The 13826-nt window shown below is 63.2% G+C and carries 16 protein-coding genes; 11 read left to right on the forward strand and 5 right to left on the reverse strand.

Features of this window, described 5'->3' with window-relative positions; all coding sequences use genetic code 11:
- The first annotated feature begins 161 nt into the window (after positions 1 to 161).
- From ASF84_RS09000 to ASF84_RS09010, 3 genes are all read left to right on the forward strand, one after another.
- The gene (locus tag ASF84_RS09000; protein ID WP_056837364.1) at positions 162 to 926 is read left to right on the forward strand and encodes an OBAP family protein; all 765 of its coding nucleotides are present in this window, start codon (positions 162 to 164) and stop codon (positions 924 to 926) included.
- A gap of 2 nt (positions 927 to 928) precedes the next feature.
- Positions 929 to 1249, forward strand: coding sequence for a hypothetical protein (locus ASF84_RS09005; protein WP_056837369.1), 321 nt, complete (start codon positions 929 to 931; stop codon positions 1247 to 1249).
- 81 nt (positions 1250 to 1330) lie between these two features.
- Positions 1331 to 1885 (forward strand): DsbA family protein, encoded by a 555-nt coding sequence (locus ASF84_RS09010; protein ID WP_056837371.1) that lies wholly within the window; start codon positions 1331 to 1333, stop codon positions 1883 to 1885.
- Between the two features lie 230 nt (positions 1886 to 2115).
- Here the strand turns inward: ASF84_RS09010 and ASF84_RS09015 are convergent, their stop codons facing one another.
- A complete protein-coding gene (locus tag ASF84_RS09015; RefSeq protein ID WP_056837372.1) occupies positions 2116 to 4632 on the reverse strand; it encodes an ABC transporter permease in 2517 nt (838 codons plus the stop codon).
- Positions 4632 to 5315, reverse strand: a complete 684-nt coding sequence (locus tag ASF84_RS09020) for an ABC transporter ATP-binding protein (protein WP_056837373.1) — start codon at positions 5313 to 5315, stop codon at positions 4632 to 4634. The genes ASF84_RS09015 and ASF84_RS09020 overlap by 1 nt, the downstream gene beginning before the upstream one ends.
- Before the next feature lie 10 nt (positions 5316 to 5325).
- On the opposite strand from ASF84_RS09020, the gene ASF84_RS09025 reads away from it, so the two are divergent.
- The 3 genes from ASF84_RS09025 (at position 5326) to ASF84_RS09035 (ending at position 7329) form a co-directional block, all read left to right on the forward strand.
- Positions 5326 to 5931, forward strand: a complete 606-nt coding sequence (locus ASF84_RS09025; protein ID WP_056837375.1) for an arylesterase — start codon at positions 5326 to 5328, stop codon at positions 5929 to 5931.
- Between the two features lie 57 nt (positions 5932 to 5988).
- A complete protein-coding gene (locus ASF84_RS09030; protein ID WP_056837377.1) occupies positions 5989 to 6273 on the forward strand; it encodes a hypothetical protein in 285 nt (94 codons plus the stop codon).
- 87 nt (positions 6274 to 6360) lie between these two features.
- Complete coding sequence (locus tag ASF84_RS09035; protein ID WP_056837379.1) at positions 6361 to 7329, forward strand: L,D-transpeptidase family protein; 969 nt, start codon at positions 6361 to 6363, stop codon at positions 7327 to 7329.
- Between the two features lie 146 nt (positions 7330 to 7475).
- On the opposite strand, the gene ASF84_RS09040 is transcribed toward ASF84_RS09035, so the two are convergent.
- Positions 7476 to 7727 (reverse strand): Lpp/OprI family alanine-zipper lipoprotein, encoded by a 252-nt coding sequence (locus ASF84_RS09040; RefSeq protein WP_056837380.1) that lies wholly within the window; start codon positions 7725 to 7727, stop codon positions 7476 to 7478.
- 517 nt (positions 7728 to 8244) lie between these two features.
- Here ASF84_RS09040 and ASF84_RS09045 point away from each other — a divergent pair.
- Complete coding sequence (locus ASF84_RS09045; RefSeq protein WP_056837383.1) at positions 8245 to 8538, forward strand: GNAT family N-acetyltransferase; 294 nt, start codon at positions 8245 to 8247, stop codon at positions 8536 to 8538.
- Between the two features lie 57 nt (positions 8539 to 8595).
- On the opposite strand, the gene ASF84_RS09050 is transcribed toward ASF84_RS09045, so the two are convergent.
- Positions 8596 to 9672, reverse strand: coding sequence for a 3-deoxy-7-phosphoheptulonate synthase (locus tag ASF84_RS09050; protein ID WP_056837385.1), 1077 nt, complete (start codon positions 9670 to 9672; stop codon positions 8596 to 8598).
- 207 nt (positions 9673 to 9879) lie between these two features.
- On the opposite strand from ASF84_RS09050, the gene ASF84_RS09055 reads away from it, so the two are divergent.
- The 4 genes from ASF84_RS09055 to cysB all read left to right on the forward strand — a co-directional run bounded on the left by ASF84_RS09055 (position 9880) and on the right by cysB (position 12938).
- Positions 9880 to 10227 (forward strand): hypothetical protein, encoded by a 348-nt coding sequence (locus tag ASF84_RS09055; RefSeq protein ID WP_056837388.1) that lies wholly within the window; start codon positions 9880 to 9882, stop codon positions 10225 to 10227.
- Between the two features lie 54 nt (positions 10228 to 10281).
- Positions 10282 to 11187: a 5'-nucleotidase gene (locus ASF84_RS09060; RefSeq protein ID WP_056837972.1), complete on the forward strand. Its 906-nt coding sequence runs from the start codon at positions 10282 to 10284 to the stop codon at positions 11185 to 11187.
- Positions 11188 to 11281: 94 nt separating this feature from the next.
- Positions 11282 to 11779 carry a universal stress protein gene (locus ASF84_RS09065; protein ID WP_056837390.1) on the forward strand — a complete coding sequence of 166 codons (498 nt, stop codon included), beginning with the start codon at positions 11282 to 11284 and terminating at the stop codon, positions 11777 to 11779.
- A 184-nt stretch (positions 11780 to 11963) separates the two neighbouring features.
- Positions 11964 to 12938, forward strand: coding sequence for an HTH-type transcriptional regulator CysB (gene cysB, locus ASF84_RS09070; protein WP_056837392.1), 975 nt, complete (start codon positions 11964 to 11966; stop codon positions 12936 to 12938).
- 46 nt (positions 12939 to 12984) lie between these two features.
- Here the strand turns inward: cysB and ASF84_RS09075 are convergent, their stop codons facing one another.
- Positions 12985 to 13719, reverse strand: coding sequence for a phosphoadenylyl-sulfate reductase (locus ASF84_RS09075; RefSeq protein WP_056837394.1), 735 nt, complete (start codon positions 13717 to 13719; stop codon positions 12985 to 12987).
- Positions 13720 to 13826: the final 107 nt, after the last annotated feature.

Below are 13826 nucleotides of genomic sequence, written 5' to 3' on the forward strand. Positions count from 1 at the left end.
TGGATGTTCTGTGCCGTTGCATCGAGGCACTGTGAAACCTTGTTGCAGGGTACAGCAACGCGTCGCTCATGGCCTGCCTGCCATCGGTGCGCAAGTCATCTTCTTTGAACCGTCCAGCGGCATGCGGGTCTTTGCTGGTAACGCTGACAATGGAGGTTCTCATGATCAAGGATGCCGTGCACAAGACCCTGGCCGTGCTGGCCTGTTCAAGCCTGCTGGCCGCCTGCGCCAGCCACAACAGCCCGTCTGCGGTGGATGCGCCGGGCGCCGCCAAGAAACCCCTGACCCAGGCCCTGGAAAGCGGTGCCGACCTCATGCAGGGGCATCCGCCCATTGCGGCGCTCAATGCCTACCTGGATGGCTTTCACTTCTACAATGGCCATCCGCAGGCGCAGATGGAAGCGCATCACTACTGCTCGATCCTCAACGAGGAGGTGATCCAGTGCGTGATCTACGACGGCAACCTCAAGGACGCCAAATTGATGGGGGTGGAATACATCATCAGCGCCCGGCTGTTTGCCGGCTTGCCCGCCGAAGAAAAGCAGCTTTGGCACAGCCATGTGCATGAGGTGAAGTCCGGGCAATTGATTGCCCCCGGCATTCCTGAGCCGGCCGAGCATGCCTTGATGCAGAAGCTGGTCGGCACCTACGGCAAGACCTGGCACACCTGGCATACCGACCAGCAGAAAACCCTGCCGCTGGGCGTGCCGCAATTGATGATGGGCTTCACTGCTGACGGTCAGATCGAACCGGGCAGGGTGGCTGAACGTGACAAGCGCTTCGGGGTCGACAGCGAGGCGAAAAAACGTGATCGCCAGGACATCCCTGCCCCGGCCATCGACCCTGGTGCCGATGCCTGGCAGCGCGGCAAGGTGTTCCAGATTCCTGACCCCACCGGCAGTCATCGCCACGGGGCAACACCCTGAGCATGCGCTACCCGACGACCCCCGACGGGCGCTATTTTGTGGTCCGGGAACGGCTGTGGCGTTGCAGCAATCCGGCGTTGCCCGGCGCGCAGCGCCAGCACTGGGTCGATGAACTGATGGCTGCCCGCCGCGACGTGCGACGGGCCAAGACTCATGAAGACCCGGCCGGCTTGCGCAAGGCGCGTGCCCAGGTCGATGCCTGCAAGGTGCATCTGGGCGAGCGGGGGGCGGTGTGGTGGACCGATGGCACACCGGATTTCAATCGCTATAAGGTCCATAACACCCCGTATGCCGACTGGTATGCCGCACTGACAGGCGATTGAGCGGCGTGCAGGGCACAGCGGCGATAGTGATCCCGGCCCCGGCGATGCTACCGTCAAACCCTTTGAACCTGAGGAGTGATCATGCAAACGTCTGCCTGGAATGCCGACCCGCTGGTATGGGGACACGGCCCACGCACCTTCGAAGTGTTTCTTGAACCGACCTGCCCGTACTCGGTCAGGGCTTTTGGCAAGCTCAAGGCCCTACTGGCGCAGGCGGGCGAGACACGCATCACCGTCAAGGTGCGCCTGCAGTCGCAGCCGTGGCACCTGTATTCAGGGGTGCTGGTGCGCTGCATCCTGGCAGCCTCCACTCTGGAAGGCGGCAAGGACACGGCCTGGACAGTGATGGCGGCGATTGCCGCGCACCGTGCTGAATTCGAGTTCGACCACCACGCCACCGGCCCTAACCGCGACGCCACGCCCAACGACATCATCGCCCGCCTGGAAGGCTACAGCGGCGTGAAGCTGAGCGAAGCATTCGACCAGCCGGAACTGGAGCACGCCATCAAATGGCACAGTAAATACGCCCGGCAGAACGGCATCCATGTGTCACCGACCTTCATGGTCGACGGCCTGGTGCAGGCCGACCTGGGCAGCGGCGACACGGTCGAACAGTGGATGGCCAAGGTCCTGTAGGAGCGCGCTTGCCGGAATGCCGGACCACCGCGACCGAGTGCGCAGCGCTCGCAAAATCTGCGAAACGCCACACAAATCTACGACTGCTAACGCAGCCGGTCGCCGGCTTGCCCGCGACCGAGTGCGCAGCGCTCGCAAAATCTGCGAAACGCYACAAATYTACGACTGCTAACGCAGCCGGTCGCCGGCAAGCGGGCTCCTACACCCCCCCAGCCCGGCGTCCTGTCCATCTATCCCTCGCGCAACACGCTCAGCGGGCTGGCGTTGAGCGCGCGGCGGGTGCCGTAGACGCCCGCGCCGCCGACCAAGAGGGCGCCGATCAGTGGCAGGACCAGCAGCCACGGGTGCGGCGACCATTGCAGGTCGAAGGCAAACCGGTACAACACAAAACTCACCAGTTCGCAGCCCAGTGCCGCCAGCAGGCCGCTGGCCGCGCCAAGCAGGCCGAACTCGATGCGCCGCGACGTGATCAGCAAGGCCCGCCGGGCCCCCAGCGCCCGCAGCAAGGCGCCCTGGCGAATACGCTCGTCCAGGGTGGCCTGCAAGCCGGAGAACAGCACCGCCACGCCCGCCGCCAGCACGAACAGCAACACGAACTGCACCGCCAGGGTTACCTGATCAAGGATGCTGCGCACCTGCGCCAGCAAGGCTTCCACGCCCAGGATGCTGATCGATGGGTAGGTCCGCGACAGCTCGACGATCTGCCGGTCGTTGCCCGGTGCCACATAGAAGCTGGTCATGAAGGTGGTCGGCAGGTCAGTCAGGGTGCCAGGCTGGAAGATGATGAAGAAGTTCGGCTGGAACGTGTCCCAGTTGACCTCACGCAAGCTGCTGACCACGGTCTCGCGGGTCAGGCCGCCTACCGTGAAACCCAGCCGGTCTCCGAGCTTGATGCCCAGGCTGTCAGCCAGCTTGGCCTCCACCGACACCCGTGGCACGGCCTCGGCAGCGGCTGGCGCTTCGCTGGCCTGCCACCACTGGCCCGCGGTGATGGTGTTGCCTTCGGGCATATCGGCCGCCCAGGTCAGGTTCAGGTCGCGACGGGTGGCGTTCTCGCCGCGCGAGTCCTTGGTCACGAACTCGTTGACCGGCTTGTCGTTGATGCTCACCAGGCGGCCCGGCACCACCGGGTACAGCGGTGCCGAGTGGCTGGACAGGCCGGTCAGGGTGCGGGCGAAGTTGTCCTTGTCGGCGGGCAACACGTTGAGCACGAAGTAGTTGGGGGCATCTTCGGGCAACTGGTTTTGCCAGGTGTCGAGCAGCTCGCCGCGCAGCAGGGCAATCAGGCCCATCGCCAGCAGGATCAGGCCGAAGGCCAGGGATTGCCCGGCGGCGGCCAGCGGGTGGCGCAGCAACTGGCCCAGGCCCAGGCGCCAGGGCAGCGGGGCGCCAGCCAGCAGGCGACGCAGGCTGTTCAGGCCGACCAGCAACAGGGCGCCGAACACCAGGGCGGCGACAATGCCGCCGCCCAGCAGGGCAAAGGTCAGCACCAGGTCCAGGCTCAGGCGCCACATGATCAGGCCCAGCGCCACGATGGCGGTGCCGTACACCAGCCAGGAACTGGCCGGCACCGGCAACATGTCGCGGCGCAGCACGCGCAAGGGCGGCACCCGACCCAGGGCGGCCAGGGGCGGCAGGGCGAAGCCGGCCAGGGCCACCAGCCCGGTGCCGATGCCCGCCAGCGCCGGCACGATACCGCCGGGCGGCACGCTGGCCGGCAACAGGTTATGCAGCAGGGCAAACAGCCCCAGTTGCGCCAGCCAGCCCAGCAGCGCACCGGCCAGGCTGGCCAGCAGGCCGATGATTGCCAGTTGCAGGCTGAACAGTACCAGCGCTTCGCGGCGTGACAGGCCCAGGCAGCGCAGCAGGGCGCTGGCATCGAAGCGGCGTGTGGCAAAGCGCGCCGCCGACATGGCCACCGCCACGCCGGCCAGCAACACGGCAACCAGGCTGGCCATGTTCAGGTAACGTTCGGCCTTGCCCAGCGCGCCGCCGATCTGCTGGCTGCCGTCGCGGGCGTCCTTGATCTCCTGGTGGGCCTGCAGGCCCGGTTCGATGGCCTTGCGATAGGCCGCCAGGGCTTCAGGCGGGCCGCTCCACATTTCGCGAAAACTCACCCGGCTGCCGGGCTGCACCACGCCGGTGGCCTCCAGGTCCTGCAGGTTGATCATCACCCGAGGGGTCAGGCTGTAGAAATTGCCGGCGCGGTCCGGTTCATAGGTGAGGATGCGTGTCAGCTTCAAGGGTTTGGCGCCGACGTCGATCATGTCGCCGACCTTGAGGTTGACCGCCGGCAGCAGGCGCGCCTCGGCCCAGGCTTCACCGGGAGCGGGGCCTGTGCTGACCTGATCGGGCTGATAGAGGTCGGCGGCGCTTTTCAGCTCGCCGCGCAGCGGATAGGCATTGTCGACCGCCTTGATACTCGATAGCTGGATACCGTCGTCGGTGGCGATCACGCTGGAAAAGATCACGATGCGGGCGTGGCCCAGTTTCAGCTGCTCACCGGCGGCGCGTTGTTCGGCGGTGGCGGGGCTTGAGCCTTCAAGAATGAGGTCGGCACCGAGGAATTCGGTGGCGCGCAACAGCATGGCGGCGTTCAGGCGCGCGCCGAAGTAGCCGATGGCGGTGCTGGCGGCCACTGCCACCAGCAAGGCGAAGAACAGGACCCGCAACTCGCCGGCGCGGGCATCGCGCTGCAGTTGGCGGGTGGCAAGGCTGAACAGGCGTGACAGAGGCATGCGGGCCATCAAGGCTCCAGAGGGGCGATCTGGCGCCCGGCTTCAAGGCGGATCAGGCGACGGCAGCGCTGCGCCAGCCGCTCGTCATGGGTGACCAGCACCAGGGTCGTGTTGCGTTCCTTGTTCAGTTCGAACAGCAGGTCGCTGATGCGCTCGCCGGTATGACTGTCGAGGTTGCCGGTCGGTTCGTCGGCGAACAGCACCGCAGGGTCGGCGGCAAAGGCGCGGGCGATGGCCACCCGTTGCTGCTCGCCACCGGACAGCTGGCGTGGGGTGTGGGTCAGGCGCTGGCCCAGGCCGACCCGCTCGAGCAGGGTGCGGGCGCGCTCGCGGGCGTCCTTGCGGCCTTCAAGCTCCATGGGCAGCATGACGTTTTCCAGGGCATTGAGGCTGTCGAGCAACTGGAACGACTGGAACACAAAGCCGACGTGCTCGGCGCGGACCCGGGCGCGTTCGTCTTCGTCCAGTTGACTGAGGGTGTTGCCTGCCAGCGTCACGTTGCCGGCGCTGGGCAGGTCCAGGCCGGCGAGCAGGCCCAGCAGGGTCGATTTGCCGGAACCCGAGGCGCCGACAATGGCCAAAGAGTCGCCCTTGTTCAGTTCCAGAGAAAGTTCGTGCAGGATGGTCAGGTCACCTTCGGTGCTGGGGACCACTTTGCTGAGGCTTTGGGCACTGAGAATACTTTCACTCATGGAGAATCCGATGCGTGCGTGGTTATTAAGTGCTGCCCTGGGTTTGCTGCTGCTGTCACAGGGCGCAATGGCGGGTACGGTATTGATCGTTGGGGATAGTATCAGCGCGGCTTTTGGGCTGGATACCCGTCAAGGCTGGGTCAGCCTGTTGCAACAGCGTCTGCAGGCACAGGGTCTGGATGACAAGGTGGTCAATGCCTCGATCAGTGGCGACACCAGTGCCGGGGGGCTGGCGCGGCTACCGGCGCTGCTTGCAGAGCATAAGCCCTCTCTGGTGGTGCTTGAGCTGGGGGGCAACGACGGCCTGCGTGGGCAGCAGCCGGCACAATTGCAACAAAATCTTGCGTCGATGATCGAGCAGTCACAAAAAGCCGGCGCCAGGGTGCTGCTGCTGGGCATGCGCATTCCGCCCAACTATGGGCCGCGCTACACCCAGGCGTTCGAGAAGGTCTACGCCAGCCTGGCCGAGGAGAAAAAGGTCCCGTTCGTGCCGTTTTTTCTTGAAGGGGTGGGCGGGGTGCCGGGCATGATGCAGGACGATGGCCTGCATCCGGCGGCCGGCGCTCAGGCGACCTTGCTGGAAAATGTCTGGCCGACGCTGAAACCGCTGCTTTGAGGCTTTTCCGGGCGCACACTTTCGGCTAAGGTGGCGCCCCCTTCACCGGAGCCCTTCATGCCGCCGCGCCCCGCCTGGTCCTTGTATGCCTACCAAATGATCGAACCGGACGATCAGCTTGACCTGTTCGCCTGTCAGGAGGTCAAGGTCCATCTGATCGCTCGCCAGCTGGTCCTGGGCGGCTCGGCCGACCGTACGCTGTGCGGCACGCTGCTGCCGGCCCAGCCGCGTCTGTTACAGGCGCAGACACCGGTATTGCAGGATGAGCGGCTGTGCCCGCTGTGCAAGGCCATTCTCGATGCCCAGCGCCGGGGCATGAAGCCGATCTGGCCTGAGCTGTAAACCGCCAGACACGCTCGCACTTCCGCCCTTGTAGTGCTGGTGTACACTGCCCATCTTATTGTCCCGTTCAGCCGAAGGATTCACCGGATGTTGTCGCGCATTCCTGTCGTTGCCCGCTGTCTGTCTCTGGTTGCACTGTGGGCAGCCGGTTCTGCCCATGCCATCGAACTGCCCTTGCCCGCGCCGGGCGAAGACATCGTCGGCCAGGAGCAGGTCATCGAAGCCCAGTACGAAGACACCTTCGCCGACCTGGGCACCCGTTATGGCCTGGGCTATCTGGAGATGATCGCCGCCAACCCCGGCGTGGACGCCTGGTTGCCTGGCGCCGGCACGAAAATCACCCTGCCGACCCGCTTCATCCTGCCGCCGGGCCCGCGCGAGGGCATTGTGATCAACCTGGCCGAATATCGCCTGTACTACTACCCCAAGGGCAAGAGCACGGTCTACACCTACGCCCTGGGCATTGGCCGCGAGGGCTGGGGTTCGCCGATCGGCAACACCAGGGTGGTGGCCAAGACGCCGAACCCGACCTGGACACCGCCCGCCTCGATCCGTGCCGAGCACGCCGCCGAGGGTGACATCCTGCCGACCGTGGTGCCGGCCGGTCCCGACAACCCGCTGGGGCCGTTCAAGTTCGGCCTGGGCATGTCGGGTTACCTGATCCATGGGTCGAACAAGAAATTCGGCATCGGCATGCGCACCAGCCACGGCTGCTTTCGCATGTACAACAACAACGTGCTGGAGCTGGCCGACCTTGCGCCGGTGGGCACCCCGGTGCGGATCATCAACGAGCCGTACAAGTTCGGCGTCAGTGGCGGCAAGGTCTGGCTGGAGGCGCACACGCCGCTGGACGAGGAGGGCAACCCGTCAGTGGTCGACAAGCACACGGCGGTGATCAATACCCTGCTCAAGCATGAAGGCCTGGCCGGCAGCATGCGCACCAACTGGGACACCGTGCGCGATGTGGTCGCTGCCGAAGAAGGCATGCCCACGGAGATTGCCGTGCCGGTGGCCAGTGTCCCCAATGCCGCGCCAGAACAGCAAGTGGTCTGGTAGGCGCGCGCTTGCCGCAATGCCCCCCACACCAGCTCCCTCACACAAGTTCCTTGCGCATAAGCTCCCGCGCACGGCAGCAGCCGGCAGGCATAAAAAAGGCCGACCCGCGCAAGCGGGTCGGCCTTTTCATAATCCCGAAGGGACTATTACTTGCGGCTTGCCTTGTCGAGCATGCGCAGAGCGCGCTCGTTGGCTTCGTCGGCAGTCTGCTGGGCTTTTTGAGCGGCAGCCAGAGCTTCGTCAGCCTTGCGATAGGCTTCGTCAGCGCGCGATTGTGCACGAGCGGCGGCGTCTTCGGTAGCGGTCAGGCGAGCTTCGGTTTCTTTCGATACGCTGCTGCAACCGGTAGCCAGAACAGCAGCCAAGGCCAGTGCAGAAAGTTTCAGAACGTTATTCATCGGGTTCCCCTTCAAGGACTTTTCTTCAAATACGTCACCTCTCGAAGTGAGAAAATGACTGGCGTACATGGTACTCATTGTTTGTAGTAAGTAAACGGACGAAGCGCAAGATACCGGTAAAATTCTTGCCTTTTAAAGTCTTCCAGCATACTTCTCAAGCGGATTGTTTAAAAACGCACCCCTTGGCTGCACCCTCCGGTCATTGCACAGTGTCATGTCCGGAACATGACAGCGAACCGCATGGCCACCGTGACTTTGCCGGCCGGCGAGCGTCTCAATGGACAACTTCCGGGGTGTCCCGGTTCAATGGGCCCTTGTTGATTCGATCATGCACGCTTTTAAGCGTGCGGGCCCTTGAGCACAGCGTACAATGGCGCCTACTATTTGCGGGTGCTGTTAAGGGTAATCGGCCATGCTGTTACCGGTGTCCAGTCAGGCACAGGTGGCGTAGAGGTTCCTTCGCCGGAAAAACATCGGTAAGGTAGGGGTCCAATTCCAAGACCCGCTAGGAGTAATGATGAGCGAGGCGTTTTCCATCCACCATGATCAGGCAGGGCATCAATTCACCATTGATATCGATGGCCATCGAGCCTACCTGACCTACATGGACCTGGGTCAGCAGACCCTGGATTTTTACCGCACGTTCGTACCCGATGCGTTGCGCGGTCGCGGCATTGCGGCGGCACTGACCGAACAGGCACTGGCGTTTGCCGACAAGGGCGGTTACACCGTGATCCCCTCGTGCTCCTATGTCGAGCGCTACATGGAGCGCCATGAACTCAGGAGCGGAGACCAGAACGTACGCGGCTGAGGCGGCGCTGCATGAAAAACGCCGGGCATTGCCCGGCGTTTTCGTGTCTGCCCTCTGTCAGCCGCGCTGGCGCGCCGGCAAGACGTCCTTGAGCTTGGCGTGCATGCTGCGCAGGGTCTTCTCGGTGGCTTGCCAGTCGATGCAGGCATCGGTGACCGAGACGCCGTATTGCAGTTCGGCCAGGTCCTTGGGAATCGATTGTGCGCCCCAGTTCAGGTGGCTTTCGACCATCAGGCCGATGATCGACTGGTTGCCTTCAAGGATCTGGTTGGCCACGTTCTCCATGACCAGAGGCTGCAGGGCCGGGTCCTTGTTGGAGTTGGCATGGCTGCAATCGACCATGATGTTGGGGACCACGCCGGCCTTGTTCAGGGCCTGCTCGCACAGCGCCACGCTGACCGAATCATAGTTGGGCTTGCCGTTGCCGCCACGCAGCACCACATGACCGTAGGCATTGCCCTTGGTGGTGACGATCGAGACGCCGCCTTCCTGGTTGATACCCAGGAAGCGGTGCGGCTTGGAGACCGATTGCAAGGCATTGATGGCCACGGTCAGGCCGCCGTCGGTGCCGTTCTTGAAGCCGACGGCCGAGGACAGGCCCGAGGCCATTTCGCGGTGAGTCTGCGATTCGGTGGTGCGCGCGCCGATAGCCGACCAGCTGATCAGGTCCTGCAGGTACTGCGGCGAGATCGGGTCCAGGGCTTCGGTGGCCGTCGGCAGGCCCATCTCGGCCAGGTCCAGCAGCAACTGGCGACCGATGTGCAGCCCGTCCTGGATCTTGAACGAGTCGTCCAGGTACGGATCGTTGATCAGGCCTTTCCAGCCGACGGTCGTGCGTGGCTTCTCGAAATACACGCGCATGACCAGATAAAGGGTGTCCGACACTTCGGCAGACAACGCCTTGAGACGCTCGGCGTACTCCTTGGCAGCCTTGAGGTCGTGGATCGAGCAAGGCCCGACCACGATGAACAGGCGGTGGTCCTTGCCATCGAGGATGTTGCGGATCACTTCACGGCCTTCACTCACGGTCCGCTGCGCCGAAGCGGTCAGGGGAATCTCGTGCTTGAGCCTGTCAGGGGTGATCAGCGTCTCGTTGGAGGCAACGTTGAGGTCGTCAATCGGTAAATCGGCCATCGGGTTACTCATCTGGTCACGGTGACTGGCCGCCGATGCAGGATGTGCGGGCGGATCCAGCGGGTTTGCGCTGTGCGGGGTGCAGAACCTTAGCGCGTTAGCGCGTGTTTCGACAAGCTGGCGATGGTTCCCGATGGTCAGCAGGGCAAGCCACCTGGCGTATAGTGCTGCCGCTGATCGATCATTCAACCCGCTACAGGTGCCCGCATGAGCGTCGTATTGGAACAGTTGCAACTCAATGACCTGGACATCGATCATCAATTGCTGGCCTTGCCAGGGCGCTCGCTGGTGCTGTTCACCGGTGAGGGTTGTGCGAGCTGCCGCTGGGCCCGCGAGCGCCTGCCGCTGATGAACCTGCCGCTGGAGCGCCTGTGCTGGGTGGATGCCGGCCGCAATGGCGGTGCCGTGCAGCGTTATGAGGTCTTTCATTTGCCGGCCTTGTTCGCGGTGCGCGACGGCCGCTTTCAGGGTGCGATACGCTCAAGCCTGGATCAGCAAGCCTTGGTTCGCGCCATTGCCCAGGCCTTTGAGCGCGAACCTGACGAGTTACCGTAAACGATCAGAAGGATGCGTATCACAATGACAGCAACCCTCCACGGCGGCACCGTCATGGCTGCAGGCAGCACCGACAAGTTGATCGTGGCCATCTCGTCACGGGCCTTGTTCGACCTTGAGGCCAGCCATGCGGTGTACTTGAGTGGCGGCGTCGAGGCGTACCGCCAGTACCAGATCGACCACGAAGATGAGCTGCTGCTGCCCGGCGAGGCGTATCACCTGACCGAGAAGCTGTTGAACCTCAATGCCCTGCTGGGCCGGGAGCGGGTCGAGGTCGTGCTGGTCTCGCGCAACAGTGCCGACACCGGCTTGCGGGTGTTCAATTCGATCCAGCACTACGGACTGGGCATCACCCGCGCCGCGTTCGTTGGCGGGCGCAGTCCGTATCCTTATCTGGCGGCGTTTGGCTGCCATCTGTTCTTGTCCACCCACGCCGAGGATGTGCGCAGCGCCCTGGACGCCGGCTTTGCCGCCGCGACTATTCTGTGTGGCGGGGCGCGGCGCGATTTTGGCAGTGAATTGCGCATTGCCTTCGACGGTGACGCGGTGCTGTTTGCCGATGACTCCGAGCGGGTCTACCAGAGCGGCGGCCTGGCCGCATTCCAGGCCAGCGAGCAGCAATCGGCCCGCGAGCCGCTGCGCGGCGGGCCGTTCAAGCCGTTCCTGGCGGCGCTGAACCTGTTGCAGAGTGAGTTCCCCGAACACGCCTGTCCGGTGCGCACAGCCTTGGTGACCGCCCGCTCGGCGCCGGCCCATGAGCGGGTCATCCGCACCTTGCGCGAGTGGAATATCCGTCTGGACGAGTCGCTGTTTCTGGGGGGCTTGCAAAAAGCGGCCTTTCTGGAGGCGTTCGGGGCCGACATGTTCTTCGACGATCAGGCCGGGCATTGCGAGCGCGCCAGGCAATTCGTGGCCACCGGTCATGTGCCGCATGGCATCAGCAACGAGCCAAAACCCTGAAACGCCCCACCGATCAGTGTCTACGGCCGTCGCACTGGCGGGCGCGCTGCTAAGCTCAGTCAATCTCCGCCAATCGGGCTGTTCGGGAGGTTGTATGGTTCGTTCGATGCTGTATGCCACAGACCTGGGTCTGTATGCGCCCTATGTGACGCAGCATGCCCTGGCACTGGCGCGAACCTTCAATGCCGGGTTGTATGTCATTCATGTGGTCGAGCCGCTGGGCGTATTCGCCGAATCGGTGCTGCAAAGCTACCTGGGCGAGACCGCGGTGCGTGAGTTGCACAGCCAGGGTGTGAGTACCTTCATGGAAGGCATAGAGCAACGGATGCTCGATGGATTCCGTGAGGAACTGGGAGAAGGGCATCAGGACCTGGCCTTGATCCGCATGGTGCGCGTCGTTCAGGGTGATCCCTGCAAGGTGATACTTGAACAGGCGCATGAACTGGCCGTCGATTTGCTGGTGCTGGGCAGTCACAGTCGCATGGTTGGCAAGGGTGCACCTGTCGGACGCACCGCTGCCCGGGTTTTGCAGCACTGTGCGGTTCCGGTTTACATGGTGCCCATGATGCAGAGCAGGGAGCGAGATCAGTAGGAGAAGAAGTCAAAATGGAGCGTGCCATTATCGTGTAAAGATGATAAAAAGTTCTAGCTTTCTTCTTCTTACCATTGATACGGTTATATACCGTCGCTGATGCCCGACTACCTGGCTGAAAAGTCGACGAACGCCACTACGTTTCGGCGCCCGGTCTCGGGTCAATCTGCCTTGAGGGATTTCTATGAAGCTTCAACAATTGCGCTACATCTGGGAAGTGGCGCACCACGACCTCAACGTTTCCGCGACGGCGCAGAGCCTGTACACCTCCCAGCCGGGTATCAGCAAGCAGATCCGCCTGCTTGAGGACGAACTGGGCGTCGAAGTCTTTGCCCGCAGCGGCAAGCACCTGACCCGCGTTACCCCGGCCGGCGAGCGCATCATTACCACCGCCGGTGAAATCCTGCGCAAGGTCGAGAGCATCAAGCAGATTGCCCAGGAATTCTCCAACGAGAAGAAGGGCACCCTGTCGATTGCCACCACGCATACCCAGGCGCGTTATGCCTTGCCGCCGATCATCAGCAGCTTCATCAAGCAGTACCCGGATGTGGCCTTGCACATGCACCAGGGCTCGCCGATGCAGATCGCCGAAATGGCCTCCGATGGCACCGTCGACTTTGCCATCGCCACCGAGGCGCTGGAGCAGTTCGGCGACCTGATCATGATGCCGTGCTATCGCTGGAACCGTTGCGTGGTGGTGCCGCAAGGCCACCCGCTGACCAAGGTGCCCAAGCTGACCCTGGAGCTGCTGGCCGAATACCCGATCGTGACATACGTATTCGGCTTTACCGGACGCTCCAAGCTCGACGAAGCCTTCAGTCATCGGGGCCTGGTGCCCAAGGTGGTATTTACCGCCGCCGACGCCGACGTGATCAAGACCTACGTGCGCTTGAACCTGGGCGTCGGCATCGTCGCTCACATGGCGGTCGACGATGAGCTGGACAACGACCTGGTGGCCCTCGATGCCAGCCATCTGTTCGAGTCGAGCGTGACCAAGATCGCCTTCCGCCGCGGGACTTTCCTGCGCGGCTTCATGTGCGACTTCATCGAAAAATTCGCCCCGCACCTGACCCGCGAGGTGATGGCCAAGGCGATTCACTGCCATAACAAGCAGGAACTCGAAGACCTGTTCGCGGACGTTGAACTGCCGGTGCATTGATCGCACTGCACGACGCTGCAGGACCGGCCGGTCCTGCGCTGCCGGTTTACCCCTTGGCAATCAGGTTGCCCGCGTGCAGGCCGCATTCCTTCTGGGTGGCTTCTTCCCACCACCAGCGGCCTTCGCGCTCGTGCTGGTTGGGCAGGACGGGGCGGGTGCAGGGCTCGCAGCCAATGCTGATGAAGCCACGCTCGTGCAGGCTGTTGTAGGGCAGTTCCAGCATGCGGATATACCCCCAGACTTCCTCGCTGCTCATCTGCGCCAGCGGGTTGAACTTGTACAGCGTGCGCTGGGGTGTCGAGAAGGCGCTGTCGATTTCCAGCGCGGCCACCTGGCTGCGGGTGCCGGGGCTCTGGTCGCGGCGCTGGCCGGTGGCCCAGGCCTTCACGGTGCTGAGCTTGCGCCGCAGCGGCTCGATCTTGCGGATGCCGCAGCATTCGCCATGGCCGTCCTTGTAGAAGCTGAACAGGCCCTTTTCCTTGACGAAGGGCTCAAGCCTTGTGTGGTCCGGCGAGACCAGTTCGATGGCGATGCCATAGGTCTCGCGCACCTGGTCGATGAAGCGGTAGGTTTCCGGGTGCAGGCGGCCGGTGTCGAGGCTGAACACCTTGACGTTCTTGTTGATCTTCCAGGCCATGTCCACCAGCACCACGTCTTCGGCGCCGCTGAAGGAGATCCACAGGTCGTCGCCAAAATGGCTGAACGCCAGCTTGAGAATGTCCTGGGGTGACTTGTTTGCATACGTGGCCGCCAATTCGGCTACGTCGAAAGGTTGGCTCATCAGGTGTGTTCCTAAATGCAGAAGGTGGCGCTTAAGCGCTCGTGGTGGCGATCATGGTAACAAAATCCGTCTGCCTGTGAGCGCATCGTCCCGGCTTGCGCAACAGC

Origin of the sequence: Pseudomonas sp. Leaf127 (assembly GCF_001423155.1) — a bacterium.
Taxonomy (GTDB): domain Bacteria; phylum Pseudomonadota; class Gammaproteobacteria; order Pseudomonadales; family Pseudomonadaceae; genus Aquipseudomonas; species Aquipseudomonas ovata.